The following is a 17,860-nucleotide window of genomic DNA, read 5'->3' on the forward strand; positions in this document are numbered from 1 at the left end:
CAAAACTGGGAGGAAGAATCGTTATGGGACGTCGATATTTCGGCACGGACGGCATTCGCGGCACGGTCGGTGAAGCGCCGATCACGCCCGATTTCGTATTGCGGCTCGGCTACGCGGCGGGCAAGGTGCTGGCCGGCTCGGCCGACGTCGCAGCGGGAACGCGCCCGACGGTGCTGATCGGCAAGGACACGCGCGTGTCGGGCTACATGCTCGAGGCTGCGCTGGAGGCGGGCTTTTCGGCAGCGGGCGTCGACGTGATGCTGGCCGGCCCGATGCCGACGCCGGGCGTCGCGTACCTGACGCGCGCACTGCGCCTGTCGGCGGGTGTCGTGATCAGTGCGTCGCACAACCCGTATCACGACAACGGCATCAAGTTCTTCTCGGCGGACGGCAACAAGCTGCCGGACGAGACCGAAGCCGCGATCGAGGCGTGGCTCGCCAAGCCGCTCGAATGCGCCCCGTCCGACGGACTCGGCAAGGCGCGTCGTCTCGACGATGCGGCCGGCCGCTACATCGAGTTCTGCAAGAGCACGTTCCCGGCGGCATTCGACCTGCGCGGGATGAAGCTCGTCGTCGACTGCGCGCATGGCGCCGCTTACCAGGTCGCACCGCACGTGTTCCACGAGCTGGGCGCGGACGTGATTCCGATCGGCGTGGCGCCGAACGGCTTCAACATCAACGACGGCGTCGGCGCGACCGCGCCCGATGCGCTCGTGCGCGCGGTGCGCGCGAACCATGCCGATCTCGGGATCGCGCTCGACGGCGATGCGGACCGCCTGCAGGTCGTCGATGCGTCCGGGCGGCTGTTCAACGGCGACGAGCTGCTGTACGTCCTCGTCAAGGATCGAGTTGCAACTAACGGTCGAGTCGAAGGGGCGGTGGGAACGCTGATGACGAATCTCGCCGTTGAAGTCGCGCTGCAGCGCGAGGGCGTGCAGTTCGTCCGGGCGGCGGTCGGCGACCGCTACGTGCTGGAGCAGCTGCGCGAACGCGGCTGGCAACTGGGCGCGGAAGGGTCGGGCCACATCCTGTCGCTCGACCGGCACACGACCGGCGACGGCATCGTGTCGGCGCTGCTGGTACTGGCCGCGCTGAAGCGCAGCGGCCGCACGCTCGCGCAGATGCTGGAAGGCGTGACGCTGTTCCCGCAAAAGCTGATCAACGTGCGGATGAAGCCCGGCGCGGACTGGAAGGGCAACGCATCGATCCGCGCGGCGATCGACGACGCGGAAAAGGCGCTGGCCGGCAGCGGCCGCGTGCTGATTCGCGCGTCGGGCACGGAGCCCGTGCTGCGCGTGATGGTCGAGGCGCAGCAGGGCGCGGACGCGAACCGCCATGCCGAGGCGATCGCCGACGCGGTGCGCGCTGCGACGGCCTGATCCGGGCATGGGGTGGGGCGGCGTATCCCGTTGCCGCGCCGCCCAGGCTTGCTGCAACCGGGGAGCGGTCCCGGCGGGCGCCACGCGGCGCGCCGGCGCCGGCCCCGGCCCCGGCTCCGCATTGCCGCTTCGAGTATGCGCGGCGCCGCACGACGCGGAGATCGCTTCCGACCCCGCCAGACTGACCGCCGGCCCGCTGTTCCAGCGCCATAGCGGATGGCATCGCGCGCACGCCGATCAGGTACAATTTGCCCGCGCTTGCCGCAGCGGCGCTGTTTCCGCCTTTCCCTTCCCGGCAATTCTTGCCGACTCTGACCGTGCCAGCGCATTCCCGGCACGCGCATTCTCCCCTCCGCTGTTGCCTTTCAACCAGTCATGTTACTGTCACGCCAGTTTCATCGATTGTCACATTACCGTCATGAGGAGCCCCTAACCTTCGCGGTGCCGTAGTCATCCGCTCACACTCTGGAGGTCTCATGAAATTGATGCAAACCGCGATTGCTGGCCTGGCTGGCGCGCTTTTCGCCGTCGCTGCGCACGCCGCCGACATCACGGGCGCAGGCAGCACCTTCGCCATGCCGATGTATACGAAATGGGCTGCCGATTATCAGCAGGCCGGCGGCGCGAAGATCAACTACCAAGGCATCGGCTCGTCGGGTGGCATGAAGCAGATCATCGCGAAGACGGTCGATTTTGCCGGTTCGGACGCGCCGCTGAAGGACGACGAACTCGCGAAGGAAGGCCTGTTCCAGTTCCCGACGGTAGTCGGCGGCATCGTGCCGGTCGTCAACGTGCCGGGCGTGAAGGCCGGTGAACTGACGCTGTCGGGCCAGGTGCTCGGCGACATCTACCTCGGCAAGATCAAGAAGTGGAACGACCCGGCGATCGCCGCGCTGAACCCGAAGGTCAAGCTGCCGGATACCGACATCGCAGTCGTGCGCCGTGCTGACGGCTCGGGCACGAGCTTCATCTGGACGAACTACCTGTCGAAGGTCAACGGCGAGTGGAAGTCGAAGGTCGGCGAAGGCACGACGGTCAACTGGCCGACGGGCACGGGCGGCAAGGGCAACGACGGCGTCGCGGCATTCGTGCAGCGTCTGCCGGGCGCGATCGGCTACGTCGAGTGGGCGTACGCGAAGAAGAACGGCATGGTCTACACGGCCCTGAAGAACACGTCGGGCGCGGTCGTCGAACCGAAGACCGAAACGTTCAAGGCGGCAGCCGCGAGCGCGAACTGGTCGAAGTCGTTCTACCAGATCCTGACGGACGAGCCGGGCAAGGACGCATGGCCGGTCGTCGGCGCGACGTTCGTGCTGCTGCACGCGAAGCAGGACAAGCCGGCGCAGGGCGCGGAAACGCTGAAGTTCTTCGACTGGGCGTTCAAGAACGGCGAGAAGGCTGCTGACAGCCTCGACTACATCTCGCTGCCGCCGGCAGTCACGGCCGAGATCCGCAAGCAGTGGAAGGCGAAGGTGACGGACTCGGCAGGCAAGCCGATCGCCGAGTAAGCGTTGCAGCGGTTCGCTGTCCGGCCGAGCCGGCCGGGCAGCGTGTGCAGTAAGGCCGGGCGTTACGGCGCCCGGCGTTCAAAAACAGGCAACCATGTCTGATATCCCATACGTGTCTTCCCGGTCCTCCGAGGGCGCGCAGCAACGCGCGCCGAGCCGCACCGGGGACGTCCTGTTCGGCGGCCTCGCGCGGCTCGCCGCGATCGTGACGCTGCTGCTGCTCGGCGGCATCATCGTCTCGCTGATCATCTCGTCGATGCCGACCATCCAGAAGTTCGGCTTCGCCTTTCTGTGGCAATCCGAATGGGATCCCAATTCGGATGTCTACGGCGCACTCGTGCCGATCTACGGCACCATCGTGACGTCGCTCATCGCGCTGCTGATTGCCGTGCCCGTCAGCTTCGGCATTGCGCTGTTCCTCACCGAGCTGTCGCCCGTGTGGCTGCGTCGCCCGCTCGGCATTGCGATCGAGCTGCTCGCCGCGATTCCGTCGATCGTCTACGGGATGTGGGGCCTGCTCGTGTTCGCACCGATCTTCGCCACCTATTTCCAGAAGCCGATCGGCCGCCTGTTCGACGGCGTGCCGGTGCTCGGCGCGCTGTTCGCCGGCCCGCCGATCGGCATCGGCATTCTCGCCGCCGGCGTGATCCTCGCGATCATGATCATCCCGTACATCGCGTCGGTGATGCGCGATGTGTTCGAAGTCACGCCCGTGCTGCTGAAGGAATCGGCGTACGGGATCGGCTGCACGACGTGGGAAGTGATGTGGAAGATCGTGCTGCCCTATACGAAGACCGGCGTGATCGGCGGCGTGATGCTCGGCCTCGGCCGCGCGCTCGGCGAAACGATGGCGGTCACGTTCGTGATCGGCAACACGAACCTGCTGGACAACGTGTCGCTGTTCTCTCCGGGCAACAGCATCACGTCGGCGCTCGCAAACGAGTTCGCCGAGGCGTCGCCCGGCCTGCACACGTCGGCGCTGATGGAGCTGGGTCTGATCCTGTTCGTGATCACGTTCATCGTGCTGGCGATTTCCAAGCTGCTGCTGCTGCGTCTCGAAAAAGGTGAGGGTGCGAAATGAGCCAGCCCGTCATGAACTTCCCGGGCCCCGATGGCGCCGTCCTCGACGCGATGCGTGCGCGGCTGCAGCGCAAGCGCAAGATCACCAACGCGATCGCGCTCACCGCGTCGCTCGGCGCGATGGTGTTCGGCCTGATGTGGCTCGTGTGGATCCTCTACACGACGTTGCGCCTCGGCATCGGCGGGCTGTCGCTGCAACTGTTCACCGAATCGACTCCGCCGCCGAACACCGAGGGTGGCGGCCTTGCGAATGCGATCGTCGGCAGCCTGCTGCTGGTCGGCTTCGGCACGCTGGTCGGCACGCCGATCGGCGTCATGGCGGGCGTCTACCTCGCCGAGTACGGCAAGAAGAACCCGCTCGCGAGCACGATCCGCTTCATCAACGACATCCTGCTGTCGGCACCGTCGATCGTCGTGGGCCTGTTCGTCTACGCGCTCGTCGTCGCGAAGTCCGGCCGTTTCAGCGGCTGGGCGGGCGTCATCGCGCTCGCGCTGCTGCAGATTCCGATCGTGATCCGCACGACCGAGAACATGCTGAAGCTCGTGCCGAACGCACTGCGCGAAGCGGCGTTCGCGCTCGGCACGCCGAAATGGCGGATGGTGATCAAGATCACGCTGCGCGCGTCGCTCGGCGGGATCATGACCGGCGTGCTGCTCGCAGTCGCGCGGATCGCCGGTGAAACGGCGCCGCTGCTGTTCACCGCGCTGTCGAACCAGTTCTTCTCGTGGAACATGAGCCAGCCGATGGCGAACCTGCCCGTCACGATCTTCAAGTTCGCGATGAGCCCGTTCGCGGAATGGCAGTCGCTCGCTTGGGCGGGCGTGTTCCTGATTACGCTCGGAGTGCTCGGACTGAACATCCTGGCGCGCTCGATCTTTTCGAAACAGTAACGGCGGAGCAATCCGATGAATATGGCAGAAAGCCACCTGAATCCCATCGAACGCGTCGCTGCACCGGCCGGTACGCACGGCGCCGCGGACGGCCGTCCGCTCGAGCCGCTGAACGCGAAGATCGAGGTCAACAACCTCAACTTCTTCTACAACAAGTTCCATGCGCTGAAGAACATCAACATGCGCATTCCGGAAGGCAAGGTGACCGCGTTCATCGGCCCGTCGGGTTGCGGCAAGTCGACGCTGCTGCGCACGTTCAACAAGATGTATGCGCTCTATCCGGAGCAGCGCGCCGAAGGCGAGATCCTGATGGACGGCGAGAACCTGCTGACCACGAAGCGCGACATCTCGCTGTTGCGCGCGCGGGTCGGCATGGTGTTCCAGAAGCCGACGCCGTTCCCGATGTCGATCTACGACAACATCGCGTTCGGCGTGAAGATGTTCGAGAAGCTCACGCGCTCGGAAATGGACGACCGCGTCGAGTGGGCGCTGACGAAGGCCGCGCTGTGGACCGAAGTGAAGGACAAGCTCGGCCAGAGCGGCTACGGCCTGTCGGGCGGCCAGCAGCAGCGTCTGTGCATCGCGCGCGGCATCGCGATCCGTCCGGAAGTGCTGCTGCTCGACGAACCGTGCTCGGCGCTCGACCCGATTTCGACGGGCCGCATCGAGGAACTGATCGCGGAGCTGAAGAGCGACTACACGGTCGTGATCGTCACGCACAACATGCAGCAGGCGGCGCGCTGCTCGGATTACACGGCCTACATGTACCTGGGCGAACTGATCGAGTTCGGCGAAACCGAGAAGATCTTCATCAAGCCGGTACGCAAGGAAACGGAAGACTACATCACCGGCCGTTTCGGTTGATGACGGAGAACAACAGCCATGTCGGATAAACATTTGTCGAGTCAGTTCGACGCCGATCTCAATGCCGTGTCGTCGAAGGTGCTGGAGATGGGCGGGCTCGTCGAGGCGCAGATCATCGGCGCGATGCACGCGCTCAACGAATTCGACCGCAACGCGGCCGAAAAGGTGATCGCGAACGAAGAGATCCTGAACACGATGGAAGTCGACATCGACCAGGAATGCGGCAACATCATCGCGCTGCGCCAGCCTGCCGCGCGCGACCTGCGTCTTTTGATGTCGATTTCGAAAACGATTACGAACCTCGAGCGCGCCGGCGACGAGGCGGAGAAGATCGCGAAACGCGTGCGCCGCCTGGTCGACGAGCCGGCCGCGCGCGCGGTCAACATCGCCGAGATCAAGGTGTCCGGCGAGATGGCCGTGACGATCCTGCGCCGCGCGCTCGACGCGTTCGCGCGTCTCGACACGGTCGCCGCCGCGCAGATCGTCAAGGACGACAAGGAGATCGACCAGGAATTCCGCGCGTTCGTGCGCAAGCTCGTGTCGTACATGCAGGAAGATCCGCGCACGATCTCGGTCGGCCTCGAATACCTGTTCATCGCGAAGGCGATCGAACGGATCGGTGACCACGCGAAGAACATCGCCGAGTTCATCATCTACATCGTGAAGGGCACCGATGTGCGGCACCAGCCGCGCGACACGCTCGATCGCGAAGCCAACAGTTAAAGCGAACTTCGCTCCAAGGAACAGAGGTGCCGATGCCCAGCAACATTCTCGTCATCGAAGACGAACCCGCGATATCCGAGTTGATCTCGGTGAATCTCCAGCATGCCGGACACTGCCCGATCCGCGCGTACAACGCGGAGCAGGCGGCGAACCTGATCAGCGACGTGCTGCCCGATCTCGTGCTGCTCGACTGGATGCTGCCGGGCAAGTCCGGCATCGCGTTCGCGCGCGACCTGCGCAACAACGAGCGCACCAAGCACATCCCGATCATCATGCTGACCGCGCGCGGTGACGAGCAGGACAAGGTGCTCGGCCTCGAGATCGGCGCGGACGACTATGTGACGAAGCCGTTCTCGCCGAAGGAACTGATGGCACGCATCAAGGCCGTGCTGCGCCGCCGTGCGCCGCAGCTGACCGAGGACGTCGTGTCGATCAACGGGCTGCGTCTCGACCCGGCGACGCATCGGGTCGCCGCGCACGCGGAAGGCAGCGAGATCAAGCTCGATCTCGGCCCGACCGAGTTCCGCCTGCTGCACTTCTTCATGACGCATCCGGAGCGCGTGCACAGCCGAACGCAACTGCTCGACCAGGTATGGGGCGATCACGTGTTCGTCGAAGAACGCACCGTCGACGTGCATATCAAGCGCTTGCGCGCGGCCCTGAAGCCGGCCGGTTGCGACGCGATGATCGAAACGGTCCGCGGCAGCGGTTACCGGCTTGCGAAGCACGCATAATACGCGTCAGGTACTTAACGTACGTTGTGCAAGGGCGGCGCATCGCGCGCCGCAGCAGGCTTTTCAACTTTTCGGACGCTGAATCATGAACATCATCTGGGCGCGCTTCATCGTGTCGCTCGTGTTGCTCGTGCTGATCAGCGTACTGGTCGGCTTCATTGCCGGCCCGACCGCGGGGCTCGCGTTCGCGGTCGTGATGCTGGTCACCCAGGGCTTTTTCAGCACCTTCCACACGCAGCGCCTGTGGCGCCTGCTCGACGCGCCGGTGTATGGCGAAGTGCCGAGCGCGCCGGGCATCTGGGGCGAAATCTACTACCGGCTGCACAAGCTCGCGAAGCAATGGCACGCGCAGGTACGGCAGGTCGAGCAGCAGCATTCGCGCTTCATCCAGGCGATCCAGGCGTCGCCGAACGGCGTCGCGATGCTCGACGACCACGACCAGATCGAGTGGTGCAACGCGATTGCCGAAGTGCATTTCGGCCTCGACGCCAAGCGCGACCTGCGCCAGCACATCACCAACCTGGTCCGGCATCCGGATTTCGTCCGCTACCTGAATTCTCAGCACTACGACGAGATGCTCGTGATGCACGGGATGGGCGATGCGCGGCAGAACGTACTCGCCGTGCAGGTGTTCCCGTACGGCGAGAACCGCAAGCTGCTGCTGACGCAGGACATCACCGAGCTCGAGCGTACCGACGCGATGCGGCGCGACTTCGTCGCGAACGTGTCGCACGAGCTGAAGACGCCGCTCACCGTGCTGTCGGGTTTTCTCGAAACGATGCGCGAGCTGCCGCTCAACGAGGAAGACCGCGCGCGCTATCTCGACCTGATGGAGCAGCAGGCGTCGCGGATGCGCCATATCGTCACCGACCTGCTGGTGCTCGCGAAGCTCGAAGGCGAGAGCAAGCCGGCGGCCGATCACGCGATCGACATGCGCTCCGTGTTCGACCATCTGAAGGAAGACGCGCAATCGCTGTCGAACGGGCATCACGATATCGGGTTTTCGGTCGACGACACGCTTGCGGTTGCCGGCGCGCAGACGGAAGTCTTCAGCGCGTTCGCGAATCTCGTCACGAATGCGATCCGCTATACGCCGGAGGGCGGCAAGATTCTGGTGTCGTGGCGCCGCGAGGGTTCGCAGGCCGTGTTCTCGGTGACGGACAGCGGGTTCGGCATCCCGGCCGCCGATCTGCCGCGGCTGACCGAGCGCTTCTATCGCGTCGACCGCAGCCGTTCGCGCGATACGGGCGGCACGGGGCTCGGGCTCGCGATCGTCAAGCATGTGCTGCAGCGGCACGACGCGCATCTGTACATCCAGAGCGAGGAAGGGCGCGGCAGCACGTTCACCGCGCGCTTTCCCGCGTTGCGGACCGTCACCGTGAAGCCGGCGGCGTACGAAGCCTGATGAGATGGCAGGGGCGTGCGCCGGATGCCGGTGCGCGTCCGTCTGTGCACAAAAAAGCACAGCTCGATGAACTGTGCCCCGCGAAGTTGGACAGTTAAAAGCCAGGCGCCCAAGGGCTGAGTTCTGTATTGCACGGGACTCAGCCCTTTCAATTATGGCTGTGCTTTTTTCATGGTGGCGCGTCGCCGCGCGCCATGCATTACGGCGGCGTTATCGCGGCTTGGGGCGTCACGAACAGAACTTCGCGAGCAGCCCGAGCTGCGCGTTGCGCGTCGCCTTGCCCACGCGGCGGCGCCGGTAGTGGCCGTCGCTGTGCATCGACCACGACGACTGGTTGTCCGCGAGGAACACCGACAGGCCTTCCGCGATCACGCGGCGCTTCAGCTTGCGCTCGCGAATCGGGAATGCGACTTCGACGCGGCGGAACAGGTTGCGGTCCATCCAGTCCGCGCTCGACAGGTAGACGTCCTCGGCGCCGTTCGCATGGAAATAGTAGATCCGGTGATGCTCGAGGAAGCGGCCGACGATCGAGCGCACGGTGATGTTCTCCGACAGCCCCGGCACGCCCGGCTTCAGCGCGCAGACGCCGCGCACGATCAGGTCGACCTTCACGCCGGCCTGCGATGCTTCGTACAGCGCCGCGATCACCGACGGCTCGAGCAGCGCGTTCATCTTCGCGACGATGCGCGCGCGCTTGCCCGCACGCGCGTTGTCGGTCTCGGCGCGGATCGCGTCGATGATGCGCGGATGCAGCGTGAACGGCGACTGCCACAGCTCGTTCAGCGTCAGCTCGCCGCCGATGCCGGTGAGCTGCTGGAACACGTGATGCACGTCCTCGCAGATCTTCTGGTCGGCCGTCATCAGCCCGAAGTCCGTATAGAGGCGCGCGGTGCGCGGATGGTAGTTGCCGGTGCCGAGGTGCACGTAGCGGCGCAGCGACGCCTTGCCGGCTTGCACGACGCGCCGCACGATCAGCATCATCTTCGCGTGGCACTTGTGCCCGACGACGCCGTACACGACATGCGCGCCCACCGCTTCGAGCTGCGACGCCCAGTTGATGTTGGTTTCCTCGTCGAAGCGCGCGAGCAGCTCGACGACGACCGTCACTTCCTTGCCGTTGCGTGCCGCTTCCATCAGCGCGTCCATCAGCGGCGAATCGGTGCCCGTGCGATAGATCGTCTGCTTGATCGCGACGACGCTCGGGTCCTTCGCCGCCTGCTGCAGCAATTCGAGCACAGGCTGGAAGCTTTCGTACGGGTGATGCAGCAGGATGTCGCCATCGTCGATCGCATCGAACAACGTCGCCGCATTCGCGATCGCCGGCGGAATCGATGCGGTGAACGGCGCGAACTTCAGGTCCGGCCGGTCGACGAGATCGGGGATCTGCATCAGCCGCACGAGGTTCACCGAACCGATCACGCGATAGCAATCCTTCTCGTCGAGCCCGCTTTCCTCGAGCAGGCGCCGAACGATGTGCGCCGGCGTGTCGGCGGACACTTCGAGGCGCACCGCATTGCCGAGGTGGCGCGCGGGCAGTTCGCCCTGCAGCGCGACGCGCAGGTTGGTGATTTCGTCTTCGTCGACGAACAGTTCGCTGTTGCGCGTGATGCGGAACTGGTTGCAGCTCTTCACGGTGAGCTGCGGAAACAGCTCGCCGACGAAGCGCTGCATGAACGAGCTCAGCAGCACGAAGCCGTGCTCGAAGCCGGACAGCGCATGCGGCATGCGCACCACGCGCGGCAGCGCGCGCGGCGCCTGCACGATGCCCATCACGGCCTGGCGGCCGAATGCGTCGCGGCCCTCGAGCTCGACGACGAAGTTCAGGCTCTTGTTCAGCACGCGCGGGAACGGGTGCGCGGGATCGAGGCCGATCGGCGTCAGCACCGGCAGCAGTTCGTCGAAGAAGTAGCGCCGAGCCCATTCGGTCTGCTCGTCGTTCCACGTGTCGCTGCTGTGGAAGTAGATGCCTTCGTGCTCGAGCGCCGGCAGCACCGTGTCGTGCAGCATCGTGTATTGACGATGCACGAGACGCTGCGCGCGCTCGACGACGAGATCGTAAGCGTGCTGTAACGACATGCCGTCCGGCGTCAGCGCGCCGGGATTGTCGCGGATCTGCTCCTGCAGGCCGGCCATCCGGACTTCGAAAAACTCGTCGAGGTTGCTGCTCGTGATGCAGATGAAGCGCAGGCGCTCGAGCAGCGGCACATGCGGGTCGGCCGCTTGTGCGAGGACGCGCTCGTTGAATCCCAGGATGCCGAGTTCACGATTGAGAAGCGGGTAACGAACGGACATCGGCAGAGAAGGGGGCTGGTCGGGCAAGGACTCGAAAGGACGCTCGGAAACTCTCACGGTGCGATGACGTGCAAATGACAATAATCGTTATGGTCCGGCAAATTCTACGCTGGAAACCTTTCGTCTCATAAATGTTTCGCCTATATACAATTCTGCTGTCTGCATGCCCGGCGAACGTGACACCGGCAAGCGTTCCACGCTTAAAATGTCGCCTTTGAATGACTGCCGCGCGGCTGCAGACTGCCGCGCGTGACCGCGCACGGAGCCCCCTTCTGATGGTTACAACCCCCCACTTGCTGGCTGCCGTGGATCTCGGCTCGAACAGCTTCCGGCTTATCGTCGGACGCATCGAGGAGACGCCTGCGGGCAGCCAGATCTATCCTGTCGACGCGCTGCGCGAGCCGGTGCGGCTGGCCGCGGGCCTGTCGCGCGACAAGATGCTCGATCGCGCGTCGCAGGAGCGTGGCTGGGAGGCGCTCAAGCGGTTCGGCGAACGGCTGCGCGATTTCCATCCGGATCACGTGCGCGCGGTGGCGACCAACACGCTGCGTGTCGCGAAAAACGCGGGCGAATTCCTCGGCGAGGCGGAGGCGGCGCTCGGGTTTCCGATCGAAGTGATCGCGGGTCGCGAAGAGGCCCGCCTGATCTATGCGGGTGCCGCGCACTCGGTGCCGGCGAGCGCGGGCAAGCGGCTCGTCGTCGACATCGGCGGCGGCTCGACCGAATTCATCATCGGCTCGCACTACACGCCGCTCGTCATGGAAAGCCTGTACATCGGCTGCGTGAGCCACAGCCGCGCATTCTTCCCGGCCGGCAACGTCGACGAATACACGATGCGGCAGGCCGAACTCGCCGCGAAGCGCGAGATCCAGATCATCTCGAGCGACTACAAGAAGGCGGGCTGGGACCAGGCGATCGGTTCGTCGGGCACCGCGCGCGCGCTCGCGGAGCTCGTCGAGGCGAACGGCTTCAACGATCCCGGCATTTCGCACGGGATTTCCCGCGGCGGCCTCGAGCGGCTGAAGCGTGCGCTGATCAAGTCCGAGAACGTCAACCGGCTGAAGCTCGTCGCGCTGAAGCCCGACCGCATACCGGTGCTGGCGGGCGGCCTTGCGATCATGCTCGCGGTGTTCGAGGAGCTCGGCATCGATTATGTCGACACGACCGACGGCGCGCTGCGTCTCGGCGTGCTGTACGACCTGCTCGGCCGGGCGCAGCACGAGGACATGCGGGCGGTGACCGTCGAGGGCTTCTCGCGCCGCTATGGCGTCGATCGTGCGCAGGCCGAACGGATCGCCGGATTGGCGGTGCGGTTCTACGACCAGCTCGAGGAGCCCGACGAAGAACGCCGCATCGAAAGCAGGATGTTCCTCGGCTGGGCCGCAGCGTTGCACGAGATCGGCCTGTCGATTTCGCACAGCGCGTATCACAAGCATTCCGCGTACATCGCGAGCAATGCGGACATGCCGGGTTTCTCGCGTACCGACCAGGCGCGGCTTGCTGCGCTCGTGCTCGGCCACGCGGGCAAGCTCGGCAAGCTGTCGCAGGCGCGCGAGGTCGAGTGGCCGCTGCTGTTCTGTCTGCGCCTGGCCGCGCTGCTGTGCCGGCGCCGTACCGATGCGGGGCTGCCGGACATCTCGGTTTCGCAGATGAAAAAGGGCGGGTATGAAGTGCGCCTGCCGAGCGCATGGGTCGAGCAGAATCCGCTGACCGATTACAGCCTCAGCCAGGAGGCGGCGGAATGGGAGAAGGTCGGTATTCCGTATCGAGTCGTCTATACGGGGGCATGAGCGAGGACACGATGGCAGGGCCGGTCAGGCGCGACCGGCGTCCGGCCCGCCTGCGTCGAACCGGTCAGTCCGACGCGCAGACGATCGCGGTGAGAAACGGGAACGCCTGCTTGACGGTCGCGTCGCTGCCAGCCTTGCGCACGGCCGCCTCGACGGCGCTCTTCGTGCCCTTCACCACGACGCCGTAAGCCCAATCGCCGATCGGCGTGCCGCTGCCCTGGCGGAAAATCGGGTCGTTCGCCTGAAAGCCGAGCACGACGTAGACGCCGAAACCGTAGGCCGTCAGCGGGTGTTCGGTGTGGAATGCATTGACCGAATTCGCTTCGACGTGCATCGGCTCTGACTGAATGTCGCCGGCGGCGAGCAACGGCGCCACGAACGCGTGGCCGTTCGAATGGCAGTCGAGCGCCGCATCGAGCGACTTGGCGGACGCGATGCCCGGTGCCGCCAGTGCCAGCAGCGCGCTGAAGAGGGCGGACAGAAGAAGGTTCTTCATGCGGTGGTGATGGTCTTGTTGCCGGATATTATCGCGTGTTGCGCGGTATTTCGCGGTGGGGGAATGTTCGGTCCGGAGCCGAGGGGCTGCCGGTCACCGTATGTGAAATGACCCGGCGGAACCTGATTTTCCTTGCGCGTAGCGCCAGCATCGCTTCGCCCTACGCCTGCTGCAGTTCCTTCATCTGTCGCTCGTACTGTTCCTTCGCATCCGTTGGATTCCCCGGCAGCGCGCTTGCGTTTCGCCGTCGATCGTTCGATGGCGTCGTCCAGGCTTGTGCGCATCGTCGCTTCGTCCATTAATGAAGCGCGCAGCTCTTCACGGAGTCGTCACGCAATTTGATTCCCGCCTGGGTTAAAACCTTACGCCACTTCCGATTTCATGAAATGAATTGGAAAGATAAATGTTTGGTAAATCGAATATTAATAAAATCAACGGATGCCGGGCGCGCTTTCATGAAGATTTGTGTATCAATTTTTGTCAGACCATATTGTTGTTTTCACGATCAAGGTACATTCTGATGAATTGGCGACGCCGCTGGAATTGCGGCGATATAACCGGGGGCCGTTCCCGGGAGAGTGCGGGCCGCAGCAGGCTCGCAAAAAAAGAAGAAGATGAATAACGAATGAACATGACCGAAGTGGCTCAGGCGATTCGTGGCGGCCTGATCCAGCAAGACCGCCTGCTCAAGGCGAGCATCCCGTCGTTGCCTGAGAACGCGCTCGTGCCACGCCGGGCCGTGACCTGTTCCGAGCTCGGCCGTGACTTCAGTGTCACGCTCGACATGGTGTCCACGGCAGGCGATATTGAACTCAAGACGCTGATCGCCCAACCGATAACGCTCTGGATTCAGCAAGCGAACAAGTCCTATTTGCCGATCAACGGATACATTCACACGGCTCGCAGGCTTGGCGCTGACGGTAGTCTTTCAAGCTATCAATTGGCTTTCGCTTCATGGATGCATTTCCTCAAATTCCGCAGCGACATGCGGTATTGGCAGGACAAGAGCGTCGACGCCATCATTGCAGACGTATTCAATGCGCATCCGCAAGCGCGAGGGCAGTTCGAATTCGCGTTGCTGAAGCCATTGCCGCCGCGCTCGTACTGTCGCCAGAGTGAGACCGACTGGAATTTTGTCCATCGATTGATGGAGGAGGAGGGGCTGTTCGGCTTCTGGCGACACGACGAGGACGGGAAGTCGCACAGGCTCGTCGTGACCGACGACATTTACGCGCTCGATGAGATGTCGCCCAATCCGGTCGGCTTCTCCAGGGCAGGTGCGCGTAGCGAAACGGATGCATTTACGCAGTGGGTGGGTTCGCGGACATTGCAGAGTACCGTTCATACGACGCGCACGTTCGACTACAAGGCGCCAGCGCCCCTTGTCGATCCCAAAGGCACGACCTTACCGACGATGTCTGGTCAAGGGAATCTGCCGGAACAGGCTGAAGTCTACGAATACACCGGCGCCTATACGTTTTTGGACCACAACCGTGGTGAGCATCTGTCGAAGGTACACCTGGAGGAATGGGAGTCACGAGCGAAGCGATTCTTCGGCGTGGGCGGGGTTCGCCCTATCGACGCCGGCCGCCGCTTCGTGCTGACCGATCATCCGGAACATGACCGCGACCCGGCGAGTCAGCGTGAATTTGCGGCAATCAAGGTGCGGAGGTACATCGAGAACAACCTGCCAGTATCAAGCCAGGAAGCGATTTTTCCGCATAGCCTGCAGAACCAACTGGTGCAGGCAAGGTCGGGACACACGGGAGAAGTTGTCATCCATGAGGACGGCTCAGCCGGTTTTTATCTGGTCGAAGTCGAGGCGCAGCGCGTAACGGTCCCGTATCGGAGCCCGTTCGAGCACAAGAAGCCGGTGATGGAGCTGGAGACGGCCATCGTTGTCGGACCGCGGGGCGAAGACGTGTACACGGACGAGCTAAACCGGGTCAAGGTCATGTTCGTCTGGGACCGACAGAACTCGGGGGACGCGAATGCCTCATGCTGGGTGAGAGTCGCGCAGTCGGATACAGGTGGCGGCTATGGGAGCGTTCACGTTCCGAGAGTTGGTGAAGAAGTTCTGGTTGGTTACGTAGGCGGGGACTGTGACAGGCCTATCGTTCTCCACCGCGTCTACAACGGGAACGTCCGGCCGCAATGGCATAGCAACGGCATCCTGTCGGGCTATCGGTCGAAGGAATATGGCGGCAGCGGCTATAACCATCTCGTGATGGATGACTCGACCGGCCAGACCCGCGCGCAACTGTACTCGACGAGTGCGGACTCGCATCTGCACCTTGGGCACCTCGTGGACCATTCGGACAACACGCGAGGAAGCTATCTCGGGACGGGCTTCGACCTGAAGTCAACAGCGTATGGGGCGATCCGCGCAGGTCAGGGGCTGTATGTGTCGACGCACCAGGCGACGGCCGGGCAGCCGCTGGATGCGGGCGCGGCGACAGAGCAACTCGTCAATGCGTACGGGGTACTCGACGCGCAGTCGCAGGCGAGTGTGGCGAGCCAGGCGGAAAGCCTGCAACCCGGCAGCGACGCGCTTGCCGGATTCCGGGACGCGACCCGGCACAGTGTCACCGCCGCGTCGCATCGCGGACGGACGGCCGGCGGCGGAACCGGGAGCGCGAACAGCTTCGCGAAGCCGGTCATGCTGATGGCGAGTCCGGAGGGTATCGCGCTGTCGACGCAGCAATCTACGCAGATCACGGCGGACCAGCACGTCAATCTCGTCAGCGGGCAAAACACGCACGTCGCGACAGGCAAGTCGCTGGTTGCGAGCGTTGCGGAGAAACTCAGCCTGTTCGTGCAGAAGGCGGGGATGAAGCTGTTTGCGGCGAAGGGCAAGGTCGAGATTCAGGCGCAGGGCGATGCGATGGCGCTGGCGGCGCTGAAGGACATCTCGATTTCCACAAAGGACGGCAGGATCGTTCTGACGGCCCCGAAGGAAATCTGGATCGGCGCGGGCAATTCGTACATCAAGATATCGACCAACGGGATCGAGAACGGCACGCCTGGGCAGATCGTGGAGCGGTGCGCATCGTGGAGCAAACAGGGTGGCACGAGCGCCTCACCCCCGCAGCAGGCGTTCTTCGAAAGCCAGCAATCCTTGCAGTACAGCCAGCAACTGGTGCTCGACGAAGTGCTGCACAAGCCGGATGGCATTGCGCAGGCGGTTGGTTACCAGTTCGTTAGCGAGTCGGGGATGATTCTCGGCAGCGGCATGCTTGACGGCGACGGACAGACTCTGCGTGCCTTCACCGATACACCGCAGCAGCTCAAGGCGATTTTCGATCTGAACCAGGGCAAGTGGAAGACGCTGACGTATCAGGAGCCGTTCTATATGTCCGGCAACGAGGCTGACCATCCCGACGCAGGCGTGTTCGATTATGCGGACCATGCGGCTGCGAATGCGGTCGACGACGATACGGACGCAGACGACTCGGCGGATACCGAAAGCACCGTGGCATGAGCCACGCACAGGATTGGGAACTGGTGAGCAGTTGAAATCGGCGATGGCGGTCAATCGCTGCCGGACGAGATGAGGCAAAAGCAGATGAGAGCAGGAGTGCAGGTTAAGCGTTTGATACGCGTCGCGTTGAGCGCGATGCTGGTTCATATCACGGTTGCATCCGCGCAGGCGGTAGATATTCCGCTTGGCACACCAGACGGATTTAGTGCCGACGCCATCGATCCGATTGGCAATGACCGCTATTGCATAAGCGGGCATGTATACGACGACACTGGACCGAGCCGATCGGCAATGGTTGTGCTGATTGATGCCGGCAGCCGTCGGGTGATGTGGCGTACCGCCATTCCATATGGCTCAGGCTATGTCAGTAATTCGGCGGTCGCCTGCGGCAGCGACGGCCACTCGATTTACGCGGTGACCGAAGATCATACCCAGAGCAGCGAGTCCCTCAGCCAGACAAGTGTCGTAGTGAACCGTATTTCAGCGGCGGGTAAGCTCGAGAAACGACAACCGATTCACGCGGGCTTCGATGAATGGTTCTATATGCTCGATGTCGGCCCCACAGGCATCAATGTGGCGGGCGGCACGAGCGCGACTTTGCAGCGTGGCGGGCCGTTTGGCACATTCCTCGCTCACCTCGATGCCGGCCTCGGTCAGGCCACGCTGACGCAGCTGTCGAGCGGGGCATTCTGGACCGATGCGTCGGCCCGGTTCGATGGCCAGCATCTGCTGGTGGCGGGCAAGTTCCTGCCGAATGCCGGTGCGGGGCACGATGGATACGCGGTATCGCAGATCGATCTCGGCAGAAAACGATACGTGTGGTCTGCGTACCCGCTGCCCGGCAATGTCACGTCTGCAAGCGCGTTCTTGTCCCCCGACGGCAGCGTGTATGACGTCGCGGTGACGCCATCGGGCGTGTTGACGGTTGCGACGCTTGATCCCGCGGGTAAGGTGACGTCCACTTTCTCGACGAAGAACGGCACGCTCTGCGGTGTCAATACGGTATCTCTCAATAGCCGCGCCTTGAGCGTTATTGGTGACTCATGCAAAGGCAGTCACTCCGTGCTTCTGTCTGTCGATCTGGTCTCGCATGCGGTCAGCACAATGCATTCATTCGGCAACGAGCTGGACGCGACAGGGTTCGACGGCAGCAATTGGATCGGCGTGGCCAAGACCGACGAGCATGGCCCGGTATTTCAGCGGGGCGCGAATTAAGT

The 17,860-nt window shown here is 63.6% G+C and carries 13 protein-coding genes; 11 read left to right on the forward strand and 2 right to left on the reverse strand.

All coding sequences use genetic code 11. The annotated features are described in order from the left end of the window. The first annotated feature begins 23 nt into the window (after positions 1-23). The 8 genes from glmM (at position 24) to phoR (ending at position 8,584) form a co-directional block, all read left to right on the forward strand. Positions 24-1,379, forward strand: coding sequence for a phosphoglucosamine mutase (gene glmM / locus ACV22Z_RS05940; protein WP_448075395.1), 1,356 nt, complete (start codon positions 24-26; stop codon positions 1,377-1,379). 476 nt (positions 1,380-1,855) lie between these two features. Continuing rightward, positions 1,856-2,887 (forward strand): phosphate ABC transporter substrate-binding protein PstS, encoded by a 1,032-nt coding sequence (gene pstS, locus ACV22Z_RS05945; protein WP_448075396.1) that lies wholly within the window; start codon positions 1,856-1,858, stop codon positions 2,885-2,887. A gap of 94 nt (positions 2,888-2,981) precedes the next feature. Then, positions 2,982-3,968 carry a phosphate ABC transporter permease PstC gene (pstC, locus tag ACV22Z_RS05950; RefSeq protein ID WP_448075397.1) on the forward strand — a complete coding sequence of 329 codons (987 nt, stop codon included), beginning with the start codon at positions 2,982-2,984 and terminating at the stop codon, positions 3,966-3,968. Further along, positions 3,965-4,858: a phosphate ABC transporter permease PstA gene (pstA, locus tag ACV22Z_RS05955; protein WP_448075398.1), complete on the forward strand. Its 894-nt coding sequence runs from the start codon at positions 3,965-3,967 to the stop codon at positions 4,856-4,858. Before pstC ends, pstA begins: the two co-directional genes overlap by 4 nt. A 15-nt stretch (positions 4,859-4,873) precedes the next feature. Next, positions 4,874-5,722, forward strand: a complete 849-nt coding sequence (gene pstB / locus ACV22Z_RS05960) for a phosphate ABC transporter ATP-binding protein PstB (protein ID WP_448075399.1) — start codon at positions 4,874-4,876, stop codon at positions 5,720-5,722. 18 nt (positions 5,723-5,740) lie between these two features. Next, positions 5,741-6,445, forward strand: coding sequence for a phosphate signaling complex protein PhoU (gene phoU / locus ACV22Z_RS05965; protein WP_448075400.1), 705 nt, complete (start codon positions 5,741-5,743; stop codon positions 6,443-6,445). Between the two features lie 32 nt (positions 6,446-6,477). Beyond that, positions 6,478-7,179, forward strand: coding sequence for a phosphate regulon transcriptional regulator PhoB (gene phoB / locus ACV22Z_RS05970; RefSeq protein ID WP_059566937.1), 702 nt, complete (start codon positions 6,478-6,480; stop codon positions 7,177-7,179). Positions 7,180-7,264: 85 nt separating this feature from the next. Beyond that, the gene (gene phoR, locus ACV22Z_RS05975) at positions 7,265-8,584 is read left to right on the forward strand and encodes a phosphate regulon sensor histidine kinase PhoR (RefSeq protein ID WP_448075401.1); all 1,320 of its coding nucleotides are present in this window, start codon (positions 7,265-7,267) and stop codon (positions 8,582-8,584) included. Between the two features lie 228 nt (positions 8,585-8,812). On the opposite strand, the gene ppk1 is transcribed toward phoR, so the two are convergent. Next, positions 8,813-10,876, reverse strand: a complete 2,064-nt coding sequence (gene ppk1, locus ACV22Z_RS05980) for a polyphosphate kinase 1 (RefSeq protein WP_448075402.1) — start codon at positions 10,874-10,876, stop codon at positions 8,813-8,815. A 275-nt stretch (positions 10,877-11,151) separates the two neighbouring features. On the opposite strand from ppk1, the gene ppx reads away from it, so the two are divergent. Beyond that, a complete protein-coding gene (ppx, locus tag ACV22Z_RS05985; protein ID WP_448075403.1) occupies positions 11,152-12,666 on the forward strand; it encodes an exopolyphosphatase in 1,515 nt (504 codons plus the stop codon). A gap of 64 nt (positions 12,667-12,730) precedes the next feature. Here the strand turns inward: ppx and ACV22Z_RS05990 are convergent, their stop codons facing one another. Further along, positions 12,731-13,162 (reverse strand): hypothetical protein, encoded by a 432-nt coding sequence (locus ACV22Z_RS05990; RefSeq protein WP_448075404.1) that lies wholly within the window; start codon positions 13,160-13,162, stop codon positions 12,731-12,733. A gap of 625 nt (positions 13,163-13,787) precedes the next feature. On the opposite strand from ACV22Z_RS05990, the gene ACV22Z_RS05995 reads away from it, so the two are divergent. Continuing rightward, on the forward strand, positions 13,788-16,643 hold the full coding sequence (locus ACV22Z_RS05995; RefSeq protein WP_448075405.1) for a type VI secretion system Vgr family protein: 2,856 nt from the start codon (positions 13,788-13,790) through the stop codon (positions 16,641-16,643). 96 nt (positions 16,644-16,739) lie between these two features. Next, positions 16,740-17,858: a hypothetical protein gene (locus ACV22Z_RS06000; RefSeq protein WP_448075406.1), complete on the forward strand. Its 1,119-nt coding sequence runs from the start codon at positions 16,740-16,742 to the stop codon at positions 17,856-17,858. The last annotated feature ends 2 nt before the right edge of the window (positions 17,859-17,860 follow it).

This window comes from Burkholderia sp. PU8-34, assembly GCF_053427725.1.

Excerpts from the sequence above, each read along its gene's own strand:
- glmM (WP_448075395.1), top strand. The coding sequence starts at position 24 with ATGGGACGTCGATATTTCGGCACGGACGGCATTCGCGGCACGGTCGGT.
- pstS (WP_448075396.1), top strand. The coding sequence starts at position 1,856 with ATGAAATTGATGCAAACCGCGATTGCTGGCCTGGCTGGCGCGCTTTTC.
- pstC (WP_448075397.1), top strand. The coding sequence starts at position 2,982 with ATGTCTGATATCCCATACGTGTCTTCCCGGTCCTCCGAGGGCGCGCAG.
- pstA (WP_448075398.1), top strand. The coding sequence starts at position 3,965 with ATGAGCCAGCCCGTCATGAACTTCCCGGGCCCCGATGGCGCCGTCCTC.
- pstB (WP_448075399.1), top strand. The coding sequence starts at position 4,874 with ATGAATATGGCAGAAAGCCACCTGAATCCCATCGAACGCGTCGCTGCA.
- phoU (WP_448075400.1), top strand. The coding sequence starts at position 5,741 with ATGTCGGATAAACATTTGTCGAGTCAGTTCGACGCCGATCTCAATGCC.
- phoB (WP_059566937.1), top strand. The coding sequence starts at position 6,478 with ATGCCCAGCAACATTCTCGTCATCGAAGACGAACCCGCGATATCCGAG.
- phoR (WP_448075401.1), top strand. The coding sequence starts at position 7,265 with ATGAACATCATCTGGGCGCGCTTCATCGTGTCGCTCGTGTTGCTCGTG.
- ppk1 (WP_448075402.1), bottom strand. The coding sequence starts at position 10,876 with ATGTCCGTTCGTTACCCGCTTCTCAATCGTGAACTCGGCATCCTGGGA.
- ppx (WP_448075403.1), top strand. The coding sequence starts at position 11,152 with ATGGTTACAACCCCCCACTTGCTGGCTGCCGTGGATCTCGGCTCGAAC.
- ACV22Z_RS05990 (WP_448075404.1), bottom strand. The coding sequence starts at position 13,162 with ATGAAGAACCTTCTTCTGTCCGCCCTCTTCAGCGCGCTGCTGGCACTG.
- ACV22Z_RS05995 (WP_448075405.1), top strand. The coding sequence starts at position 13,788 with ATGAACATGACCGAAGTGGCTCAGGCGATTCGTGGCGGCCTGATCCAG.